General features: G+C 51.4%; 20 protein-coding genes. 9 read left to right on the top strand and 11 right to left on the bottom strand.

What is annotated here, in order from left to right; genetic code table 11:
• Positions 1-373: 373 nt before the first annotated feature.
• A complete protein-coding gene (locus Q4E93_RS04815) occupies positions 374-985 on the bottom strand; it encodes a thioredoxin family protein (RefSeq protein ID WP_303583006.1) in 612 nt (203 codons plus the stop codon).
• A gap of 56 nt (positions 986-1,041) precedes the next feature.
• On the opposite strand from Q4E93_RS04815, the gene Q4E93_RS04810 reads away from it, so the two are divergent.
• A complete protein-coding gene (locus Q4E93_RS04810; RefSeq protein WP_303583004.1) occupies positions 1,042-1,599 on the top strand; it encodes a UbiX family flavin prenyltransferase in 558 nt (185 codons plus the stop codon).
• Positions 1,600-1,672: 73 nt separating this feature from the next.
• On the opposite strand, the gene lolA1 is transcribed toward Q4E93_RS04810, so the two are convergent.
• Both lolA1 and Q4E93_RS04800 read right to left on the bottom strand, forming a co-directional pair.
• A complete protein-coding gene (lolA1, locus tag Q4E93_RS04805; RefSeq protein ID WP_303583003.1) occupies positions 1,673-2,350 on the bottom strand; it encodes an outer membrane lipoprotein periplasmic chaperone LolA1 in 678 nt (225 codons plus the stop codon).
• A gap of 92 nt (positions 2,351-2,442) precedes the next feature.
• Entirely contained in the window at positions 2,443-5,028 is a 2,586-nt protein-coding gene (locus Q4E93_RS04800; protein ID WP_303583001.1) for an FtsK/SpoIIIE family DNA translocase, read from the bottom strand.
• 124 nt (positions 5,029-5,152) lie between these two features.
• Here Q4E93_RS04800 and Q4E93_RS04795 point away from each other — a divergent pair, with 124 nt between their 5' ends.
• Positions 5,153-7,054 carry a sensor histidine kinase gene (locus Q4E93_RS04795; RefSeq protein ID WP_303582999.1) on the top strand — a complete coding sequence of 634 codons (1,902 nt, stop codon included), beginning with the start codon at positions 5,153-5,155 and terminating at the stop codon, positions 7,052-7,054.
• A gap of 14 nt (positions 7,055-7,068) precedes the next feature.
• On the opposite strand, the gene Q4E93_RS04790 is transcribed toward Q4E93_RS04795, so the two are convergent.
• From Q4E93_RS04790 to Q4E93_RS04780, 3 genes are read right to left on the bottom strand one after another with little or no spacing between them, the layout of a single operon-like run.
• The gene (locus tag Q4E93_RS04790) at positions 7,069-7,461 is read right to left on the bottom strand and encodes a DUF423 domain-containing protein (RefSeq protein WP_303582998.1); all 393 of its coding nucleotides are present in this window, start codon (positions 7,459-7,461) and stop codon (positions 7,069-7,071) included.
• Positions 7,454-7,963 (bottom strand): shikimate kinase, encoded by a 510-nt coding sequence (locus Q4E93_RS04785; RefSeq protein WP_303582996.1) that lies wholly within the window; start codon positions 7,961-7,963, stop codon positions 7,454-7,456. The genes Q4E93_RS04790 and Q4E93_RS04785 overlap by 8 nt, the downstream gene beginning before the upstream one ends.
• The gene (locus tag Q4E93_RS04780) at positions 7,963-9,147 is read right to left on the bottom strand and encodes an acyl-CoA dehydrogenase family protein (RefSeq protein ID WP_303582994.1); all 1,185 of its coding nucleotides are present in this window, start codon (positions 9,145-9,147) and stop codon (positions 7,963-7,965) included. Before Q4E93_RS04780 ends, Q4E93_RS04785 begins: the two co-directional genes overlap by 1 nt.
• Positions 9,148-9,280: 133 nt before the next feature.
• Here Q4E93_RS04780 and Q4E93_RS04775 point away from each other — a divergent pair, with 133 nt between their 5' ends.
• The 5 genes from Q4E93_RS04775 (at position 9,281) to Q4E93_RS04755 (ending at position 14,213) form a co-directional block, all read left to right on the top strand.
• Complete coding sequence (locus Q4E93_RS04775) at positions 9,281-9,859, top strand: RNA polymerase sigma factor (protein WP_303582992.1); 579 nt, start codon at positions 9,281-9,283, stop codon at positions 9,857-9,859.
• Positions 9,856-10,566, top strand: a complete 711-nt coding sequence (locus Q4E93_RS04770) for a hypothetical protein (protein WP_303582991.1) — start codon at positions 9,856-9,858, stop codon at positions 10,564-10,566. Before Q4E93_RS04775 ends, Q4E93_RS04770 begins: the two co-directional genes overlap by 4 nt.
• On the top strand, positions 10,541-11,581 hold the full coding sequence (locus Q4E93_RS04765; protein WP_303582989.1) for a DUF4097 family beta strand repeat-containing protein: 1,041 nt from the start codon (positions 10,541-10,543) through the stop codon (positions 11,579-11,581). The genes Q4E93_RS04770 and Q4E93_RS04765 overlap by 26 nt, the downstream gene beginning before the upstream one ends.
• 65 nt (positions 11,582-11,646) lie before the next feature.
• Positions 11,647-12,993: a kynureninase gene (kynU, locus tag Q4E93_RS04760; RefSeq protein ID WP_303582987.1), complete on the top strand. Its 1,347-nt coding sequence runs from the start codon at positions 11,647-11,649 to the stop codon at positions 12,991-12,993.
• Positions 12,990-14,213 carry a cation:dicarboxylate symporter family transporter gene (locus Q4E93_RS04755; RefSeq protein ID WP_303582985.1) on the top strand — a complete coding sequence of 408 codons (1,224 nt, stop codon included), beginning with the start codon at positions 12,990-12,992 and terminating at the stop codon, positions 14,211-14,213. Before kynU ends, Q4E93_RS04755 begins: the two co-directional genes overlap by 4 nt.
• Here the strand turns inward: Q4E93_RS04755 and Q4E93_RS04750 are convergent.
• The 4 genes from Q4E93_RS04750 to Q4E93_RS04735 all read right to left on the bottom strand — a co-directional run bounded on the left by Q4E93_RS04750 (position 14,196) and on the right by Q4E93_RS04735 (position 17,155).
• Complete coding sequence (locus Q4E93_RS04750; RefSeq protein WP_303582983.1) at positions 14,196-14,516, bottom strand: hypothetical protein; 321 nt, start codon at positions 14,514-14,516, stop codon at positions 14,196-14,198. The genes Q4E93_RS04755 and Q4E93_RS04750 overlap by 18 nt on opposite strands.
• A gap of 82 nt (positions 14,517-14,598) precedes the next feature.
• Positions 14,599-15,399, bottom strand: a complete 801-nt coding sequence (gene pyrF, locus Q4E93_RS04745) for an orotidine-5'-phosphate decarboxylase (protein WP_303582981.1) — start codon at positions 15,397-15,399, stop codon at positions 14,599-14,601.
• On the bottom strand, positions 15,399-16,019 hold the full coding sequence (locus Q4E93_RS04740; RefSeq protein WP_303582980.1) for an FMN-binding negative transcriptional regulator: 621 nt from the start codon (positions 16,017-16,019) through the stop codon (positions 15,399-15,401). The genes pyrF and Q4E93_RS04740 overlap by 1 nt, the downstream gene beginning before the upstream one ends.
• A 29-nt stretch (positions 16,020-16,048) precedes the next feature.
• The gene (locus tag Q4E93_RS04735; protein WP_303582979.1) at positions 16,049-17,155 is read right to left on the bottom strand and encodes an Mrp/NBP35 family ATP-binding protein; all 1,107 of its coding nucleotides are present in this window, start codon (positions 17,153-17,155) and stop codon (positions 16,049-16,051) included.
• 159 nt (positions 17,156-17,314) lie between these two features.
• On the opposite strand from Q4E93_RS04735, the gene Q4E93_RS04730 reads away from it, so the two are divergent.
• Positions 17,315-17,950: a carboxypeptidase-like regulatory domain-containing protein gene (locus Q4E93_RS04730; protein WP_303582977.1), complete on the top strand. Its 636-nt coding sequence runs from the start codon at positions 17,315-17,317 to the stop codon at positions 17,948-17,950.
• A 46-nt stretch (positions 17,951-17,996) separates the two neighbouring features.
• Positions 17,997-18,890, top strand: a complete 894-nt coding sequence (locus tag Q4E93_RS04725; protein ID WP_303582976.1) for a 3-hydroxyacyl-CoA dehydrogenase family protein — start codon at positions 17,997-17,999, stop codon at positions 18,888-18,890.
• A gap of 5 nt (positions 18,891-18,895) precedes the next feature.
• On the opposite strand, the gene Q4E93_RS04720 is transcribed toward Q4E93_RS04725, so the two are convergent.
• Positions 18,896-20,647, bottom strand: a complete 1,752-nt coding sequence (locus tag Q4E93_RS04720) for a carboxypeptidase-like regulatory domain-containing protein (protein ID WP_303582975.1) — start codon at positions 20,645-20,647, stop codon at positions 18,896-18,898.
• Between the last annotated feature and the right edge of the window lie 22 nt (positions 20,648-20,669).

Here is a 20,669-nt window from a genome sequence, read left to right as displayed (position 1 = left end):
ACCTCCTCTCATCAATATAACTAGCCCTGGTATACAAGTTACCGGGGCTTTTTTTCAGGGTTAACCCTTAGCAAAAAGAGCATAAAAAAAGCCCCGCCGAAGCGGGGCTGCACTAATCAAATACCATTAACCATTAAACCTTATCCTATGAAAAAACAAATATAAGACGTTAGCGCCAAAATAGGGGTTGCCACACGCAATTTTTTTTTACCCAAACACCATTAAGTTGATTTCCGTCAAGCGTTTTTTTGACATTTGATCCTTTATAGGTATTCCTCACGCCTTCAGGAGCTAAAACGTTATAGTAAATGTCCGTCTAAAAAATCAAATGGCACCCCTTATGCCCATTGTCCTATCCCTTATCGCTCATCCCCTACCATGTTGCTTTAAAACTCTTCTGAAATTCATCGAACGACATCTTGCTATATTTCCCCTCGCCAAAGTACTTCACCAGCAATTCAAGCTCTTTAGGCTCCATATAGCCTGGTATCGCCTGGGGCTCTCCGCCGGGAGGGATAATAATGGTGGTGGGAAACTCCAGCTGCCCATGGGCAAGATAGAGGGCAAATTCATTAGCCCGGTAATTGGCATTGAACTGGTAGGTCCTTCCGTTCCATTGGATGGCGGCATGCGTCTCCGCATCTACCTTTACAGGATAGAACTTTTCCTTCAGGTATTGCGCCACCTGCTTATTGGAATAGGTCTTTTTATCCATCTGTTTGCACCAGCCGCACCAGGTGGTATACAAATCGATCAGGACAGGCCGCTGCTCCTGTTTCAGCTTGCCTGCAGCCTCTTCGATGCTCATCCAATTCAGCTCCGAGCTGTTGTTAGCTGCAGGCGGCAAGCCACAAGCCACAAGCGAGTCTATTGGGAGGTGCTTGCAGCTATCAGCTTGTAGCCTGAAGCTCTTCCATGCCGATAGCCCGCATACCAGCACCAATCCAACCGCGCTTAATAAAAAGCTACCTTTCAATCTGTTCATAGTACTTTTGTTTTAAATTATCCAGGTCCGGATCACTCTAAATCTAACGAATTAACATGCACAAAATTGTCGTTGCTGTGACAGGCGCAAGCGGCTCTATCTATGCCCGGCTGCTGCTGAATAAGCTTCTCGCATTGAAAGATCAATGGCAATCCCTGGCAGTCGTAATGACGGAGAATGCAAAAGAAGTGTGGAAGACAGAGCTGGACAACGAAGATTACACCGGCTATGCCATTCCCTTTTTTTCCCAGCGTGACTTTTCGGCCCCCTTCGCCTCCGGCTCAGGAAAATACAATACTATGATCATCGTCCCCTGCTCCATGGGCACCCTGGGCCGCATCGCCACAGGCGTATCCTCGGACCTTATTACCAGGGCTGCCGACGTCATCCTTAAAGAAAGAAGAAAATTGATCTGTGTGGTGAGAGATACCCCTTATAACCTGATCCATATCCGGAACATGGAGACCCTGACCCTGGCAGGTGGTGTCATCTGTCCCGCTACTCCCTCCTTCTACAGCAAACCAACCACCATCGAAGAGGTGGCCGCCACTGTCGTAGACAGGGTCCTCGACCTGGCGGGACTGGATATATCCACCTTCCGGTGGGGCGCCTAGAACAGCTGCGAGCTTCCAGCCACGAGCTGCGAGCGTTTTATTAGGCCGGCTCAAAGCTTCTCCCGGCTCACAGCTAGTTCCTCAGGTCCACTTCCTCCACCCCGGGGTACTTAGCCTTGTTGAAAGCCAGCTGGGCGTCCGTAAGCGGTGCATTCCCATTCAACTTACTGGTATCCAGCGTATAGTGATTTCCACCTTTGTCAAACCATTTGACGCTTACCAGCGAGTGCTGCGCCTTGTCAATGTACAGCAGCGCTTTGTAAAAAGATTTGGTCTTGTCTACGGGCGTCAGCTCAATCTCCTGCACAACCCGTCCGCCTACTTTAGCCTCTCCATTCAGCTTGTAGAGGAAATCCTTATCATAAAAATTAGTGAAGAACTTTTCCGGACTGATGGTCGCTACGGAAGGATCGCTCTTGGTGATCGTCACCTCATTGGAAGATTTATCGTATGTCCACACATCCTTTCCATCGCTGAAGACCTCCTGGCCCGTAATGCTGATGTGGTACCGGCTGCCTTTCACATATACGATCCCGCTCTTGGTGCCCTGCAGCTTACCCTTGGCATCCTCCACCTTCAGGGTGAAGTTGGACTGCACCGCCTTATAGGATTTCAGCTTTGCGCTCAACCCATCCAGCACTTTCTTGGCCTCAGGGTCATTCTTTCCCAGGGAGTTATTCTGGGCCTTCCCCATTAGAAAAACGCCTGAGAGTAATATTGATACAATGAACTTCTTAGTATTCGAACGCATGTTTTTTTGATTTAGTCAGGCTCCATAGGTTTAAAGCCCTCCTGTGTTAAAAGACCCAATGTTGGTTCAACGGCCGCAAATATATTCGAAAATCACGGATTCAGGTACTGATCCAGCTCCATTTCACTTTTGATTAGGACATCCCGCGGCTTGCTGCCCATTCCCGGCCCTACTACCCCCGCAGCTTCCAGCTGATCCATCAGCCGGCCTGCCCGGTTGTAACCCAGCTTCATCCTTCGCTGGATCAGGGACGTAGACCCCAGCTGGTTTTGTACGATGAGCCGCGCAGCTTCCCCAAACAACGGGTCCCTGTCGCCCAGCTCAAGCTCCCTTGCCTCCGGATCTTTCTCATCTATATACTCCGGCAATTTGTATGCCTCGGGATAGCCCCGCTGCTTTCCGATGAACTCGGTGATCTGCTCCACCTCCGGCGTATCCACAAATGCACACTGCAGCCGGGTGATCTCTCCATTATAAGAGATAAGCATATCCCCCTTCCCGATCAGCTGATCTGCACCGCCTGCATCCAGGATGGTCCGGCTGTCGATCTTGGAAGACACTTTGAAACCGATGCGGGCGGGGAAGTTCGCCTTTATGGTGCCCGTGATAATGTTCACCGAAGGGCGCTGCGTGGCAATGATAAGATGGATCCCCACCGCACGGGCCAGCTGCGCCAACCGGGCGATCGGCATTTCCACCTCCTTGCCCGCCGTCATGATCAGATCGGCAAACTCATCCACCACCAGCACGATGAAAGGCAGGTACTGATGCCCCTTTTGGGGATTCAGCCTGCGCTTGATGAACTTGTCATTGTATTCCTTGATATTGCGGGCATTCGCCTCCTTCAGCAGGTCATACCTGTTGTCCATTTCGATACACAAGGCATTCAGCGTATGGATCACTTTCTTCGTATCGGTGATGATCGCCTCTTCTTCACCCGGCAGCTTGGCAAGAAAATGCTTTTCTATCGTCCGGTAAATGCTCAGCTCCACTTTTTTGGGATCCACCAGCACCAGCTTCAATTGAGAGGGATGCTTCTTATACAATAAGGACACCAGGATAGCATTCAGACCGACAGATTTACCCTGACCGGTCGCGCCGGCCATCAGCAGGTGCGGCATAGCCGCCAGGTCCACGATAAAATTCTCGTTGTCGATCTTTTTGCCGATGGCGATAGGAAGATGAAAATTGCTATGCTGGAATTTATCGGACGACAGCAGCGTCCGCATGCTGACCACCGTTTTCTTAACATTGGGCACCTCGATACCGATGGTGCCTTTCCCGGGTATCGGCGCGATGATACGTATGCCCAGCGCCGCAAGGCTAAGGGCAATGTCATCCTCCAGGTTCTTGATCCGGGAGATCCGCACGCCCGCTGCCGGCACGATCTCATACAAGGTCACCGTGGGCCCCACCGTGGCGCTGATCTTGGAAATTGCGATATCGTAGTTCTTCAGCGTGTTGATGATCTGGTTCTTATTGGCTTCCAGCTCCGAGGCATCCTGTACGATCTTTTCACTCCCGTGCGCCTCCAGCAGATCCAGGGAAGGATACTTATAGTCCCGCAAATCCAGCGTTGGCTCATAATCCGGCAGCGGCAGCCCGCTGGCGCCTTCCCCGGCAGTCTCCTCTCCTTCCACCGGCGCTTCAGGCTTTTCATCCCCATCCGGCTGGCCCTTGATCTCCAGCTCCAGTTCGGCGTCGGCAAATTTATTTTTCGCTGCCGGCGGTGTCACCACGGGAGGGATGGTCAGGGGAGGAATGGTTGACAGCACCTCCGGTTCTTCTTTCCGTGAAGGCGTTATTTCAAAAGGAGGTTCATCGTCTTCTTCCTTTTCCACCAGTGTCAGCTCGGGACCTTCCACTTCTTCCGCCTCCTCTTCCGGCGCAATCACTACTACGCCGCCGTCCTCTTTCAGTATATTGCCTTTCATGCTGCTGAAGCCCTCGTCCACGAATAGCCGCGCCCCACCCTTCACCGGCACGCTCTTTTCTTCCTGCTCCTCCATTTCTTCTTCACCCACTCCTGCAATGGCAGGCTTCCGCTCGCGGACAGGCAGAGCGGGCACCTTAAAGACAGGGTTGAATCGCCATATAAAGTAGGCCAATCCCGCCACCAGCAACAATGCCGCCGTCCCCAGCCACCCCAGGAACTTCACCAGCCAGTCACTGATCATATCCCCCACGGCGCCGCCCCAAGGGAAACCATTGCCCCGGGTGACGAATGCCAGCGCAACGGAAAAGAACAGCAAGCCTGCCAGCACATAGCGAAGGTTCCGTCCGATGGAAAAGACCTTCCGGGTAAACAGCAGGTTGACCCCCACGATAAAGAAGAAGGAACAAAACAGGTAAGAAGCCAGCCCGAAACCCTTGAAGAAAAACTGGTGGGCTATCAGTGCGCCGAGATTGCCCAGCAGATTAGCTACCTTTACTTCTGAGGAAGGCAAAAGGATGGATGCTCCATGGAACACCTTATCCTGGTCCTCTTTCCAGGTGAACAAATAGGAGGTGAACGCTATAAAAAGAAAGACAGCGAGCAACAGAAAGACAGCCCCCGTGATCTTATGGGTACGTTCGTCCTTTACGATCTGTTTGACTGTAACCTGCGGGTCCTTTTCAGGTTTCAGCTTATCTGAAGCAGGCGCCTGGCTCTTCTTAGACTTCAGTCGGTTTGCCATGAATGTAAAGATACGTGAGACATTATATTTATTTACTTTACCTTTAAAAAAACTGCCTACGGGATATATGTCAGGGCGTTCCTATTCTAACTTATCCACATATATAAGGGTCACACCAATCATTTTGCTGATCCTGCTGTTCACCTGCCTGCAGCATACGCTGGCCCAGCCTGGTCTCTCACCAACACCGGCTTTGGAAAAGCCTGTCGACCTGGCCACGAACGGCGTATCCGACGATATTTCCGCCAGCACCTGGCTCTGTTTTTCCCATTTGAAGACGATTTCCCCGCAGCAGCTGCCCAACCTTGACTATCCTATCAAAGGAACAAAAAAATACGAGCACTTTATTACCCCCGAGCGGGTGAACTACAAGGCCGTGCTGAGATTCACCCTCACCAACAGCAGCGCCCGGGAGCAAAGCTCCTTCTTTTGTCCCGGCTTCTATTACGATTCTATCCGGCTTTTTCGTCAGGCTCCCCATACAGTCACCGTGACAGCTTTGCCGGATATTTTCCCCGATGATCCGGACAGCCTGGGCTATCGGAAGATCACTCTCGCCCCCCATGATACCGCCGTCTACTACGCCCTGCTGACCTTTATCCGAAGTCCGACCAATTCCATCAACCCCAGCCTTACCAGGGAGGACCTCATCACCCATGGCATTCTTTACAATCATAAGAACAAGACCAGCATCGACATCATGACCAACCTCTTCGCAGGTATCATGCTGATGATGATCTTTTATGGGGTGAGTGAATACCTGCAGACGGCCAAACCGGAATTCCTCTACTACGCGGGCTATTGCTTCTTCATCAGCACCCTGCTGTTCCTGAAGTCTATCCTGCACAATGCCACCACCTCCTTTAATTTCTTTTTCGAAGGCTTTCTCGACAATATCATCTTTTGCCTGGGCCATATTTCCTATATCGTTTTTCACCGGATGTTCCTGGAGACCCGGAAGAATTACAAAAGCCTGGACCGCTACCTGTTCTGGGGCGCCGCCGCCATCGGCCTGCTGATGATCCTGTACATCGTCACCTGGTTCCTCATCCCCGATTTCACCGTGGCGAATTCCATCGAGGACTACACCAAGTACGTTCTGATGACCGTTTCCCTTGTTTTCATCGTCAAGGGGCTCAGCTATCGCAACCAGCTGATGAACTACATCGTAATGGGAAATATCAGCCTTTTCGCCCTATCCATCCTCTCCCAGGTCATCATCGCGACCAACTTTCACCTGGTGAAAAGCGTTTCCGTGCTGAACCTGGCCCTTTTCTATTACGAAGTAGGCATCACCATCGAGCTGCTGTTCTTCCTTTTCGCCCTCACCTATAAGAATAAGATGGAGATCATCCTGAGCATCCAAAAGGAAGAAAAGCTGAAGCTCGAGACCGAAAGAAAAGAATTGGAAAAACAAGTTGCCGTCCTTGCCGCCAAACAGGACGAACGGAACCGTATCTCCGCCGACATGCACGATGAGCTGGGCTCCGGCGTGACAGCCATCCGCCTCATGAGCGAGATCGTTAAAAGCAAGATGAAAGACCAGGTCTTACCTGAAATAGAAAAGATCTCCCATTCCGCCAACGAGCTGCTGAATAAAATGAACACCATCATCTGGACCATGACCAGCTCCAATGACTCTGTGGAGAACCTGGTGGCCTATATCCGCTCCTATGCCGTGGAGTTCTTCGAAAATACCAGCATCGACTGTTATTTCAGCATGCCCGCTTCCATTCCCCACCGGGAGATCAATGGAGAAAAAAGAAGGAATATGTTCCTTTCCGTAAAAGAGGCCCTGAACAATGTACTGAAACATTCACAGAGTTCTGTAGTAAAGATCAATGTCACCGTGAGCGACAAGCTCATCATCCAGATCCAGGACGATGGCGTCGGTATCAATATGGAGAAGCTGCGCAAATTCGGCAACGGGCTGCACAATATGAAGAAACGGATGACCTCCATCGACGGGGAGTTTGAGATAGCCAATCACCAGGGTACCCGGACCACCTTCGGCCTGACTTTATGATTAGCATGCTATTTTTACTTGTTCTTCTGCGACACCCCCAGCCATAAAAAGATCCACCCGGCAATAAAGAACAATCCCCCCACCGGCGTGATGACACCCGCCAGCTGCCCATGGGTACTCTCCGCGATCTTGAGGGCCGTCAGCAGGTACAACGAGCCGGAGAACAGGATGATCCCCGTAATAAAACAATTACCCGCCCAGATCATCCACCGATTGGAAAACTTTTCCGACAGCAAGGCCACTATCAGCAGGGCAAAAACATGGTAAAATTGATAACGAACGCCTGTTTCAAAAACAGCTACCGTTTCGACCGCCGCTATCTGTTTCAGCTTGTGCGCGGCAAAAGCTCCCAGAACTACGGACAATGCACCCAGCAGGGCAGCGACGGAAAGAAAACTCTTATTCATTTTGTAATAATGATCTGATTAGCTCTTCCAAAGTTATTGACTCCTCATTCACCATCGCATCCGCCTGCTCGTAATACATTTTTCGCTCCGTCAGCTTACGGATAATATATCTCCTCAGCTCCTCCTCGCTGACGTCCCGTATGAGCGGACGGCTCATCCGCTCCTTCATGAGACGCTGTTTCAGCACATCTATCGAAGTATTCAGCCACAACACCTTCCCGCTTTTTTTCATGAGCTCGATATTGTTGAAAAAGCAAGGCGTCCCTCCACCGCAGGAGAGGACGAAGCTCTCCTCTTCGTTGATCAGCTCCTCCAGCGTCTGTTTTTCCTGGTAACGGAAATATTCCTCCCCCTTTTCAGAGAAGACATCCGCAATAGACTTTTGCTCCTTCTCTACGATGAGGGTGTCCAGGTCACGGAAAGGCAGCTGCAGCTTGGCTGAAAGGAGCTTACCCCAGTGCGTCTTACCGGAACCCATAAATCCTATCAAAAAAATTTTCATTATTTAAAAGCATTCAGACCGGTGACATCCATTCCGGTGATCAGCAAATGTACGTCATGCGTGCCTTCGTAGGTGATAACACTTTCGATATTCATCATATGGCGCATAATGGGATATTCCCCCGTGATACCCATGCCACCCAGCATCTGGCGGGCATCCCTGGTGATCTGCGCCGCTATCTCGCATCCATTTCGCTTAGCCATGGACACCTGGGCGGGGGTAGCCCGCTTCTCATTCATCAGCGAACCCAGGCGCCAGTTCAACAGTTGGGCCTTCGTGATCTCCGTGATCATCTCCGCCAGTTTTTTCTGCTGCAGCTGGAATCCGCCGATGGGACGGTCGAATTGCACCCGCTCCTTACTATACCGTAATGCCGCGTCGTAACAATCCATGGCAGCCCCAACGACTCCCCAGGCGATGCCAAAACGGGCCTTCGTCAGACAGCTCAACGGCCCTTTCAACCCCTTTATATTCGGAAGGATATTCGATTTTGGCACCTTCACATGGTCAAATACCAGCTCACCCGTTGCCGAAGCCCGCAGGCTCCATTTACCATGTGTCGTGGGCGTGCTGAAGCCCTCCATACCCCGCTCTACGATCAATCCCCTCACTTCTCCTTGCTCATCCTTTGCCCATACCACCGCCACCTGCGAAAACGGCGCGTTGCTGATCCACATTTTACTGCCGTTGAGGATCACATGGTCTCCCGCATCTTTGAAATTACTCAGCATACCGCCGGGGTCGCTGCCATGATCCGGCTCCGTCAGGCCAAAACAGCCCAGCCATTCCCCGCTGGCCAGCCTGGGTAAGAATTTCCTACGCTGCTCCTCGCTGCCATATTCATAGATCGGGAACATGACCAGCGACCCCTGGACCGAGGCCGTGGAACGTACCCCGCTGTCTCCCCTCTCCAGTTCCTGCATCATCAGCCCATAGCTGATATAATCCAGCCCGCCGCCACCATAATCCACAGGGATCGTGGGCCCAAAACACCCCAAATCCCCCAGCTCACGGACGATTTGCTGCGGGAATTCCGCCTTTTGCGCATAATCTTCGATAATGGGAGAGATGGATTTCCTGACATAAGCCCTCACCGACTCACGGATCAGCTTTTGCTCTTCCGTCAATAGATCATCCAGCAGGTAATAATCCGGACTTTGAAAGACGTCTGTTTTTGCGGCCATGGATGTGCGGTTTAAGCTACTAAAGTAAGAAAAAGCCTGATTATGAACGACTAAACTCATTCCTCCGGAATTTTTTCCCGAAATATTTCATAATTATGCAACATGAGGCCTGAGGCCGTGTACTTATAGTATCATGAACGCTAAAGCTGCTGGATTGGAACTGACAGAACCAATAATACATGATGAGCTGGTGGAAAGGTGCAAACGCGGGGATTCCCGGGGTTTCGCTGAACTGTACAATAAATACAGCAAAGCCATGTACAACACCAGCCTGCGTATCGTCAATCACACCGGGGACGCTGAAGACGTCCTGCAGGAAGCGTTCGTGGATGCATTCAGATCTTTGGAAGACTTTCATCATAAATCCACTTTCGGGGCCTGGCTGAAAAGGATCGTCATCAACAAATCCATCAACCAGCTGCGAAAGAGAAAAATGGACCTGATCGACATCGAAAAGACCAATGTCGGCCACCTGCCCGAAGAAGATTCGCTGGATGAAAAAGAGGTCCAGATGAAAGTGGAAGACATAAAAAAGGCAGTCCGGCTACTGCCCAACGGCTACCGTACGGTGCTTACACTCTACCTGTTTGAAGGCTACGACCAGGAAGAGATAGCCGAGATCCTGGGGGTGACCCATGCCACTGTCAGGACCCAGTATATGAGAGCCAAACAAAAGTTATTACTGTATATAAAACAAGGAGAATTATCATGAGTCACCGGTTAGAACAATTCGTCAGCGATCACCGCGAGGAATTCGACTCCGAAGAGCCGGGGAAAAAGCTCTGGGATAAGATCCGGCTGGAGATGGATCCTCCCAAAGAAAAGAAGTCCATCGTCGTCCGGCTTACCAGGACCTCCCTCAGCGTTGCGGCAGCAGTCCTGTTGGTCATAGCCGCCGGCATCTGGTACCTCAGCAGTCACCGTACTCCTGGCAGCCAAACGCCGGAAGTCGTCCAGGCCCCCCCGGCCGGTAAGCAGCCTTCCGCCAGCGGGACTAACCCGTCCGTGGATACCCCGCAGAGCATGCAGGAAAAAGAACAGCTAGCTAAGACGACGGAGTCGAAGGATGACAAAGGTGGCGATAAGAACGCCGCCCCGGCTACACAGGAGTCCATCGTAAAGGAAGAGATGGTCCATTATGCCCGGCTGGTGGAGCTGAAGCACAAAGAGCTGAAGGTCATCGAAAAGGACGAGCCCCTGCTCTACAGGCAATTTGCTTCTGATGTCAACAAGCTTGATAGCGTCTATCACGGCTTACAACAACAGCTACCTAAAAATCCGAATAAAGAACAACTATTAGAAGCGATGCTACAGAACCTTCAGCTGCAGATGGGGCTCCTGAATCATCAGCTAGACATCATTAAACAGATCAATCATTCTAAAAAAACAGCGTATGAAAAAGCATATAAAACTGCTTAGTTCTATATCCCTTTTTCTTGTCTTATCTCAGCCTGTAATAACCAGGGCCGCAAATGGCGACGACGATGTAAGGAAGAAGAAGACGATCAACAGGTCCTACAATGTAGGCCCCGATGATAAACTGGAGATCGAAAACCAATTTGGCAACGTGCGGGTCGCGACCTGGGATCAAAATCAGATCACCGTCGACATCGAGATCGGCGTTCGCGCCTCTTCGGAAGAAAAGGCAAAGGACATCATGGATGAGCTGGATGTGAAAGAAGTACAGAGTGGTCATATCATCTCCTTCAAGACAAAGGTGGGCGAGATCCACAATAATGACGGCAAACACCATGGCAAGGAAGACGATGACAGATCCTTTTACATCGATTACATTGTCCACATGCCGGCAGCCAACAGGCTGGTCGTTGAGAACAGCTTCGGTAAGACGGAAATGGGCGATTTCAAAGGCCTGGTCTCCCTCACCAGCAAGTTCGGAAGCCTGAACACAGGGCGGCTGGATAATGTGGATGTCGTGGACGTCGAGTTCGGAAAAGCCTATATCGCCGAAGTCGCCAATGGGAAGCTGGTCTTCAAGTTCTGTAAGGAATCCCGGATCGGCAAGGTCAATGGCAATGTGAGGATCAACAGCGAATTCTCCCACAACGTTCAATTCATCGTGGCCGACAATATCCAGGACCTGGCCGTATCCGAATCCTATTCCACCGTGAGGATGGTAGTCACCAAAAGCCTTTCCGCCCAGTTCGATGTCCATACCAGCTTCGGCAGCTTCCACAATGACAGCGAGTTCAACATAAAGGAAAAAAGGGACAACGAAGATTCCGGCCCTCATTTCGACAAGGATTACAGTGGACAGGCCGGCGATGGCAAGGCCAGGATCAAGATCAAGAGCAGCTTTGGCACGGTGAGGGTCAGCTACACGGGCGCTGCACCCGGCAGCAAGGACAAAGACAAAAAAGACAAAGACAAGGGAGACAAAGACGAGGACAAGGACGACGACGAGAAAACCACCTGAGCGGCTGACCAGAACCGAAGGCTACAGACATTAGCTTTTACATTATCTTGCATGAAAGTCATAACATGCAGGAACCATTCGATACCACGTTGGAATTTGCACAACGAAAAGACCGGGAGGATGAGCTGCAAAGCTTTCGCTCCCGGTTTTATTTTCCCCGCAAACCGATGGTAGCCGGAAACCCTCCGCTCGAAACTCAAAGCTCACCACTTGTAACTGACCGCTCGCTGCCGACAGCTGAGGAAGACGCCATCTATTTCTGCGGCAACTCACTGGGATTGCAGCCCAGGGACGTAGCTCCTGCTGTTCAGCAGGAACTGAAAGACTGGCAGGACCTGGGCGTAGGAGGCTATCTACAGGCAAAAAATCCCTGGCTGACTTACCAGGAACCTTTTAAAGGCACGCTGTCAAAGCTGACCGGTGCACGGGAAATGGAGCTCACCGTTATGAATGCCCTCACCGTCAACCTGCACCTGCTTCTCCTTTCTTTTTACAGGCCCAATGCCGCACGGTATAAGATCATCATGGAAGCCGGCGCCTTCCCCTCCGATCAATATGCGCTGGAAACACAGGCAAAATGGCATGGTCTTGATCCGGATAAGACTATTATAGAGATCAGTCCCCGCGAAGGCGAAAAGCTCATCAGGGAAGAAGATATCCTCGCCGCCATTCATCAGCACCGTGATACCCTGGCCATCGTGTTATTCGGCGGCATCAACTATTACACGGGCCAGCTGTTCGATATCGGTGGCATTACGGCGGCCGCACACAAAGTGGGAGCCATCGCAGGATTCGACCTCGCACACGTCGTCGGCAATGTTCCCCTGCAATTGCATGACTGGGACGTCGACTTCGCCGTATGGTGCTCCTACAAATACCTGAATGGGGGACCGGGAGCCGTCGGCGGCGCCTATGTGCATGAACGGTACGCCCATAACAGGGACTACGTCCGGCTGGGCGGCTGGTGGGGAAACGATGAAGCCACCCGTTTTAAAATGGAGAAAGGGTTTGTTCCCAAACCCAATGCCTCCGGATGGAATATGAGCACCTCACAGGTCTTCAACATGGTGGCCCTCAAAGCCTCCCTCCGGCTTTTCGATGAGGCGGGGATGGATCGGCTAAGAGCCAAAAGCCTGGAGCTAACCGCTTACCTGTCCTTTTTGCTACAACAACTAACCAATATCAGCTTTGACATCATCACCCCCATCGATCCGGCAAAAAGAGGCGCCCAGCTCTCCCTTTATTTTAAGGAGCATGGCAAGGCCATTCATGATAAAATGATCGCAGCCGGCATCATCGTAGATTATCGCGAACCGGGTGTCATCAGGGTAGCCCCGGCGCCCCTGTATAACTCCTTTGAGGACGTCCACAGGTTTTATCATATATTAGCCAATTTTCAGCAAGTCGCATGAATACACCCACCCTGCCGAAACCTCCACGGCTTAATTTCACCGCTCATCTTACCCTGCTGGTAGCCGTTGCCCTGGTGGGCGCCGTGCTGTTGGGATATTTTTATCCCGCCACGGCCATCGGGACCAAATGGATGGGCGACTGGTTCATCGCCATTATCAAGGTCTTCATACCCTTTGTCATCTTTTTCACCATTGTTCCCGGCATCAGCGGCATGAGCAACCTGAAGAAAGTAGGACGCATCGGGATCAAATCCCTTTTATATTTTGAGGTTATTACCACGATCTCCCTGGCCATCGGCATCCTGCTGGCGCTGTTCATCCAGCCGGGCAAAATAGATAAGAGCGGCCTGCCCATCCAGGATGCATCAAAGTACACCAAAGGCGCAGCGCATATTAATTGGAAAGAGTTCTTTCTATCAAACCTCACGCTACAGGTCCTCGTGCTGGCCATCATCGTGGGCATTATCGTAAGTCTCAGCCGCAGGCGGGAGAAGATCCTGGCGTATATGGAACCTGTTACCCAATGGATCTTTTGGCTTTTAAAGATCGTCATGCTGCTGGCCCCTCTGGGTGCGTTCGGAGGCATGGCCTCCACCATCGGGAAATACGGCATCAGGACGCTGGTGCCCCTCGGCAAGCTGATGCTGACCATGTACGGCACCATGGCCATCTTCATCGTGGTGGTGCTGGGACTGATCCTTCGTTATTTCAAGCTCAGCATCTTCACCTATCTGAAAAATATTAAGGAAGAGATCCTCATCGTACTCGGCACCTCTTCCTCCGAGGCCGCCCTCCCTTCCCTGATGAACAAGCTGGAAAAAATGGGTTGCAGCAGGTCCGTAGTAGGGCTCGTCGTTCCCACCGGCTATTCCTTCAACCTGGACGGAACTTCCATCTACCTTTCCATGGCAGCCATTTTCCTGGCCCAATTATATAATGTACAGCTGACGACAGGAGAAATGCTTACCATTCTCGGCATACTCATGGTCACCTCAAAAGGGGCGGCAGGCGTCACCGGCAGCGGTTTTACCGTACTCGCCTCCACCCTCACCGCTATTCAAAAAATTCCCGTGGAGGGCCTGGCCGTTCTGCTGGCCGTCGACAAATTCATGAGCGAGGCACGCGCTATCACGAATATCATTGGGAATGGGGTGGCGACGCTGGTGATCTCAAAGTCTGAGAAAGAATTCAATGAAAAAACTTTAGAAATACAGGGTTAAATTTCCGTTACTATCGAAAGTATAGGATATCAAGGTTTCCAGGTTGAATACACGTGTTTCACCAGAGCCTGCCTGCAAGATTAGCTGCCCATCCCCTCCGAGCTCCGCAATGGGGCCTGCACCCAGCATCTGACCCGTGCTGACACTATAGATATACACTTGTTTGCCTGCCGGATCACCCAATAGCGCTCTTATCCGGGCGGCCACCAGCTGCCCGTCTGTCGGCGCATTCGTCTTTTTACAGGATGAAAATAGAGCCAGGGTCAAAAGAAAGAAGAAAAGGGTCTTGAGAAAACGTGTCATAAGTAGGGTTTTGCGAAAGGTATATCGCAACCGGCAATTAGTGCAATTTTGTATCTCCTTTTAACTACCTTTTAATAAAAGGTTACAAATACCTGCCCATCTCCTCCGCATACTCCCGCGCCTTAGTCCCCGCCGCCGCCGCAAAGTCGGCTCCCTTCGCCGCAAAAATAATATCCCGTCCTACATTCACCAGCAATCCCACCTCCTTGTTCATTGCTTTCACAGAGATCTCCCGCAGAGAGCCTCCCTGCGTTCCTACACCCGGCACGAGATAAAAATGATCCGGCGTCAGCAGGCGAATATTTTCAAACCATTCCGGCTGCGTAGCACCCACCACAAACATCAGGTTCTCCGGGTTCCCCCATCCACTAGCCGTCCGCAAAACTTTCTCATATAACAATCCTTCTCCCGCCGGCTGCAGCTCAAAATCCGCCGCCCCCGCATTGGAAGTCAACCCCAGCAGGATGGTCCATTTGTCCTTGTATTCCAGGAAAGGCCGTATGCTGTCCGATCCCATATAAGGCGCCACCGTAATCGCGTCGAAAGAAAGGGTTTCAAAAAATGCCTTCGCATACTGGGAAGAGGTATTCCCGATGTCCCCCCGCTTGGCATCTGCGATCTTAAAATGATCCTGGGAGATATAATTCACCGTCCGCTCCATCGCCGCCCAGCCTTTCACCCCATCGGCTTCGTAAAAGGCCGTATTGATCTTATACGCCACGCAATGGTCCTTTGTAGCATCGATGATCTGTCTGTTGAACTCAAAGACGGGGTCAGGCAAAGAAAGTAAATGAGACGGGATTTTTGTACGATCCGTATCCAGGCCAACACATAAATAAGATCTCTTTTTCCTGATTTGCTGAATAAGTTCCTGGCGTGTCATTACTCAAAATTAGTTTTTTTCTTCATTTCTTCCGCCACACCCCTGGCGACATCATCCCCCTTTTCCAGTTCCCGGACCACATGGTGATAGCTTTCCTCATCCCTGTTCTGGCTGAGCTTATAGGCAGCCTGCATTTCGTCAATGTATATCTTAAAACCTATAATACCCCGGAAATTTTCATTATATGGCTTTTCCGGGATCTCCTCTACTTTCACCGGCTGAGGCATCGGATGTTCAAAATGATCCACCAGCCTGCGAAGTGCCGCATGCAATTCATCCCCTTCCACGATCTTCACCGTCCCGTACACATGCACGGCAATATAATTCCAGGTAGGAACAGTCATCTGCGTATACCATCGGGGAGAAATGTAGGCATGCGGCCCTGTAAAGACCACCAGCACCTTCGCCCCATCCTGCAGGGCATACTTCTGTTCATTGCCCCTGGAGATATGTCCCATGAGGATATCCCGACCTTCAGCGTCTTTTTCTAATAAGAGAGGAATATGTGTGCCGGCAGGGGTGCCTTCCTTTACACTAATGAGGAGCCCGAAGGCGTTTTCCTGTATAAATGAATGGATCTTTTCCTTGTCTTTTTCTTCGTATCGCCGTGGGATGTACATGGCGGCAAATTACTACATTCGGCAGAAAATTACGCCACCACCTCCGCCACACGCTCAGACCGCATGTTGGCATTCAGCATGGCGATGCTGCGGGCCGCATTGCCGGCAAAGTCGAAAAACGCCTTTTTGGTCACCGCATCGTCGCTCATCATGATAGGTACACCCGAGTCGCCACCTTCGCGTATGCTCTGTACAAGCGGGATCTGTCCCAAAAAAGGAATATCATATTCTTCTGCCAGCCTTTTTCCACCATCCTTGCCGAAAATATAATATTTGTTCTCCGGTAATTCCGCCGGCGTGAAATAGCTCATGTTCTCCACCAGCCCGATGATAGGGATCTTCAATTGCGCCTGACCAAACATGGCAATCCCCTTTTTGGCATCGGCCAACGCCACATCCTGGGGCGTCGTAACAACGATCACACCCGTCACCGGCGCGGTCTGCAGCAGCGTCAGATGAATATCCCCCGTGCCCGGCGGCATATCGATCACCAGGTAATCCAACTCTTCCCAGGCCACATCGGTGATGAACTGACGTATGGCGCTGCTGGCCATCGGCCCCCGCCATACTACAGCATTCTTTTCATCCACCAACAGCCCGATGCTCATCAGCCTGATGCCGTATTTTTCCAGCGGCACGATCATCCCCTTGCCGCCGTCGTTGCCACCCGTCATCATAGGCCGCTCTCCTCTCACACCGAACATGATCGGTACGCTGGGACCATAGATGTCCGCATCCATCAGGCCCACAGAAGCGCCTCCCCTGGCCAGGGCCAATGCAAAATTGGCAGCCACTGTGCTTTTTCCAACCCCGCCTTTGCCGCTGACAACGGCGATCACATTCTTCACTTTGGGCAACGGGGACTGAGATTGTATATCCTTCCGGTTCGTGCTCGTATTGGCGGTGAACTTTACGTTCACCGTAGCTTCTTTATTCACCAGCAGCCGTACTGCATTGATACATGCATTTTTAATATGATCCTTCATGGGACAGGCAGGCGTAGTCAGCACTACTGTAAATGAAACATAATTCCCGTCGATCTCCACGTCTTTCACCATGTTCAACGTAACAATGTCTTTCCCAAGATCAGGTTCTTGTACGTTGCTTAAAGCCGCTAAAACTTTTTCCTGGGTCATGCGCAAGATTTTGTTAAAAACTCTAATTTGAGACAAAATTAACCAATGACGGCCTTACTTTGTTTACGATTTAAGGTTTAAAGTTTAATTTTGAAATCCTTGTGTCACAAGGGCATGTACTGAAGCCAAAAGCATGTACTGAAGTCAAAAGATCGCTGAATGAAAAAATTTTTACTATACTTCTTATTCCTTTCCGCACCTTTTGCAGTGCATGCCCAGTTCGATAAACTCAAGGATTCCGTGGTCCAGTTCTACGGCATCGTCGTGACGGGTGATAGCCTGAAAGGCATTCCCGCCGTAAGTATTGTCGTAAAAGGGCGCAACCAGGGCACTTATTCCAACGATCAGGGGGTATTCTCCATCGTAGTGCTCAAAGGAGATCAGATCGAGTTCACCAGCATAGGCTATAAGCCCGTCCTCCTGAACATTCCGGATACCTTCCATGGTAATCAATACAGTATCATCCAGTTCATGGTCAATGACGCCCAGTACCTGCCGGCCACCATCATCAAGCCAAGGCCCACCAGGGAGCAGTTTGAACGGGATTTCGTCAATACGCCTGTCCCGGACGACAATATCGAGATCGCCCGCCAGAACACCGATGCAGCCAAACGGCGAATATTGGCCCGTACCCTCCCGGCCAGCGCAGGCGAAGCCGCCAGCCGCTATTTATCGCAACAGGCTACCCGGTATTATTACCAGGGGCAGGCGCCGCCACAAAATATCTTCAACCCTGTCGCCTGGGCCGATTTCATCCAGGCCTGGAAACGGGGTGATTTCAGAAATAACAATTGATCCCCTTTTTCCAGTTGTCTGGCCTTCAGTCAAGCTAACTAACCATATGATAAAAAGAATAGCAGTCGTCGGCGCCGGCACCATGGGTAATGGCATCGCGCACGTTTTTGCTCAGAATGGATTCATTGTCAATCTTATAGACACCAGTAGCCCCCAGCTCGACAAAGCCCTGCAGACCATTTCGCGCAACCTGGACAGGCAAGTGGCTAAGAATCTCCTGACCGAAGAAGGTAAAAGCGCTACCCTTCAGGCTATTACTACCCATACGGGGTTGGAAACGGGTGTAAAAGACGTTCAATTGGTCGTAGAGGCAGCCACCGAGAACCTGGAAGTGAAGCTTTCCATTTTCCGGCAGCTGGACCAGCTTTGTCCCGAAGGATGCCTGCTCGCTTCCAATACGTCCTCCATTTCCATTACAAAGATCGCTTCCGTAACCCGGCGACCCGCATCCGTCATCGGCCTGCACTTTATGAACCCCGTTCCCGTCATGAAGCTCATAGAGATCATCAACGGCTATGCAACGGACAAAGCCGTCACCCGCCAAATGGTGGACATCGCCGGACAATTGGGAAAGATCCCCTGCGTGGTGAATGATTATCCCGGTTTTATAGCCAACCGTATCCTGATGCCCATGATCAATGAAGCTATCTTCAGCCTCTACGAGGGCGTCGCTGGCGTGCAGGAGATCGACACGGTAATGAAATTAGGGATGGCCCATCCGATGGGGCCCTTGCAACTGGCCGACTTCATCGGGCTGGATGTCTGCCATTCCATACTGAAAGTGCTGCATGACGGCTTCGGCAACCCGAAATATGCCCCATGTCCCCTCCTGACCAATATGGTGACGGCAGGATACCTCGGTGTTAAATCCGGCGAAGGATTTTATACATATACCGCCGGAAGCAAGGACCTGGTGGTCAGCAGCAGATTTGATGCATAGCCGGCCTACTCATCCCTCCTTACCTTGAAATTCCCCGTCATTGGGTAAATCACCTGGCTCACGGAATCCTTCAGATTTCCGCTGAAGCCGCCCACGATATATTCATTAATGTTGCCAAACTGGGAGATCGTGCACTGAATGGCTCCGCTTTGGTAAAATCCACGGACAGTGGTATTCAGATAAAAATAGTTGGCCGGAAAAGTTCCCGTTCCCGAGAGCGCTTGCGTCTGCCATCCCAACGAATATCCCGCACTGCCGGTTACAGGCAGTGACTGGAAATTGCTCGTGTTATTTTGCACCCAATAGCCGATGCTATCCACCGGGTAGTTGACCGTATAAGTCTTGCCATCCACCGTAACGCTGACGTACTGTTCGATAGCAGTGCCGCAGGCTGTCAGTTGCCCCGCATCATTTTTCCCCGTGTCGGCAGACAATGAAATACTGCTCCCCTGCTCCAGCGTCTTATAATCACCCGCCAATAGCGAGACTGATGTAGTCGCAGTAGCGCACCTGGTCACATTCACGGTAAAAGCACCTTTCGATACGGCGCTCCGGTAGTTCAACCCTTCCACTACTACATTGACATATCCGCTGTCGACGATGCCACCATTGCAATTCACCACCGTACCTGAAAGTGTAAGGGATGCGATCTCACTATTCACCGTCAGCGTTCCCAGATCCTGGTCGGCCAGCGTGGGGCCGACATTGGCTCCTGCCAATAAAGTTCCGCAGGAGCTCATCACCTTCAGCTGCAGGGTCTCTCCCTTTGGAATAAGTCCGGAGATATAGCCAGTGACATCCGTATAGCCTGATTTTGTGCCTAGAGTCGGAGAAGTCATATCCACGCGCGTATAGGTCAGGGGAACGCCATGCTGATCCTTCAGCTGCAATTTGAGATTGACAGCGCCCATTGGCGCATCATAGTTCCACCAGGTGAAATGCGCCGTCTGACCGCAATAGGAGTCACCCTTACGGACACCCGAACCTTGCTGGATCCATCTGCCGGTGGTGTCGTTGAAATACCATAAGGGAATAGTTGCTGCTGCGGTCGCCTTCAATGCATCCGGGATCTTCATCGTGATGTTCGCCAGCTTTCCCGACGCCAGCTGCAATTTCTCGCCGCCGTCTCCTTCCAGTTCGACCACCATCATCCCAAAAGATCGTAACATCGTCTCCTTCCCATCGGCGCCAATACCCCGCAGGTCGCCGGGCATTTGCCCGGCTGCGTTCAGCGACAAAGGATCCAGGTAAGCCGCATATACATGTACCGTCCCGGAATAGGCAGCGTTGGTGGCGGCATTCACAAAGGAGGACCCGTCAAAAGCCACGGTATCTCCGGTCTCCACCACAACACTCCCGCCGCCGGACGCGGAAAAACTTCCTTTGGAAGTACGTGGTATCAACGTGATAGAAACATAATTGGAGCTTCCCGCACTGGTCAGTATGCTGCGGGATCCTATAAAATATCCCTGCTTGACGACCTTTACAAAGCCAAACCGGGAAGACAACGAAATATCAGTAAAACTGAACACGCCATTCACGTCCGTCGTCGTGCTGGCCGTACCGCTGGTAACCGCAGCGCCCTGCACCGGGAGGCCATTCTCATCCAGCACTCTGCCCTGCACGCTGGCAGTCACGGTCTTTTCTTCAGGCAATTCATTGGAGGGAAGAGGGGTGTCCTTATACTTATTACAGGCATAAAAAATTGTAAATGAGGACAATACAGCAAAGATCAGGGGTAGGCGGTAGCTTCTCAAGGGATATTGATTTGATATAGGA

It is taken from the genome of Flavitalea plasmicola (genome assembly GCF_030546645.1).
In the GTDB taxonomy this organism is placed as follows: Bacteria; Bacteroidota; Bacteroidia; order Chitinophagales; family Chitinophagaceae; genus Puia.
This window is presented reverse-complemented; position numbering and strand designations above follow the sequence as displayed.

Excerpts from the sequence above, each read along its gene's own strand:
- Q4E93_RS04815 (WP_303583006.1), bottom strand. The coding sequence starts at position 985 with ATGAACAGATTGAAAGGTAGCTTTTTATTAAGCGCGGTTGGATTGGTG.
- Q4E93_RS04810 (WP_303583004.1), top strand. The coding sequence starts at position 1,042 with ATGCACAAAATTGTCGTTGCTGTGACAGGCGCAAGCGGCTCTATCTAT.
- lolA1 (WP_303583003.1), bottom strand. The coding sequence starts at position 2,350 with ATGCGTTCGAATACTAAGAAGTTCATTGTATCAATATTACTCTCAGGC.
- Q4E93_RS04800 (WP_303583001.1), bottom strand. The coding sequence starts at position 5,028 with ATGGCAAACCGACTGAAGTCTAAGAAGAGCCAGGCGCCTGCTTCAGAT.
- Q4E93_RS04790 (WP_303582998.1), bottom strand. The coding sequence starts at position 7,461 with ATGAATAAGAGTTTTCTTTCCGTCGCTGCCCTGCTGGGTGCATTGTCC.
- Q4E93_RS04785 (WP_303582996.1), bottom strand. The coding sequence starts at position 7,963 with ATGAAAATTTTTTTGATAGGATTTATGGGTTCCGGTAAGACGCACTGG.
- Q4E93_RS04780 (WP_303582994.1), bottom strand. The coding sequence starts at position 9,147 with ATGGCCGCAAAAACAGACGTCTTTCAAAGTCCGGATTATTACCTGCTG.
- Q4E93_RS04775 (WP_303582992.1), top strand. The coding sequence starts at position 9,281 with ATGAACGCTAAAGCTGCTGGATTGGAACTGACAGAACCAATAATACAT.
- Q4E93_RS04770 (WP_303582991.1), top strand. The coding sequence starts at position 9,856 with ATGAGTCACCGGTTAGAACAATTCGTCAGCGATCACCGCGAGGAATTC.
- Q4E93_RS04765 (WP_303582989.1), top strand. The coding sequence starts at position 10,541 with ATGAAAAAGCATATAAAACTGCTTAGTTCTATATCCCTTTTTCTTGTC.
- kynU (WP_303582987.1), top strand. The coding sequence starts at position 11,647 with ATGCAGGAACCATTCGATACCACGTTGGAATTTGCACAACGAAAAGAC.
- Q4E93_RS04755 (WP_303582985.1), top strand. The coding sequence starts at position 12,990 with ATGAATACACCCACCCTGCCGAAACCTCCACGGCTTAATTTCACCGCT.
- Q4E93_RS04750 (WP_303582983.1), bottom strand. The coding sequence starts at position 14,516 with ATGACACGTTTTCTCAAGACCCTTTTCTTCTTTCTTTTGACCCTGGCT.
- pyrF (WP_303582981.1), bottom strand. The coding sequence starts at position 15,399 with ATGACACGCCAGGAACTTATTCAGCAAATCAGGAAAAAGAGATCTTAT.
- Q4E93_RS04740 (WP_303582980.1), bottom strand. The coding sequence starts at position 16,019 with ATGTACATCCCACGGCGATACGAAGAAAAAGACAAGGAAAAGATCCAT.
- Q4E93_RS04735 (WP_303582979.1), bottom strand. The coding sequence starts at position 17,155 with ATGACCCAGGAAAAAGTTTTAGCGGCTTTAAGCAACGTACAAGAACCT.
- Q4E93_RS04730 (WP_303582977.1), top strand. The coding sequence starts at position 17,315 with ATGAAAAAATTTTTACTATACTTCTTATTCCTTTCCGCACCTTTTGCA.
- Q4E93_RS04725 (WP_303582976.1), top strand. The coding sequence starts at position 17,997 with ATGATAAAAAGAATAGCAGTCGTCGGCGCCGGCACCATGGGTAATGGC.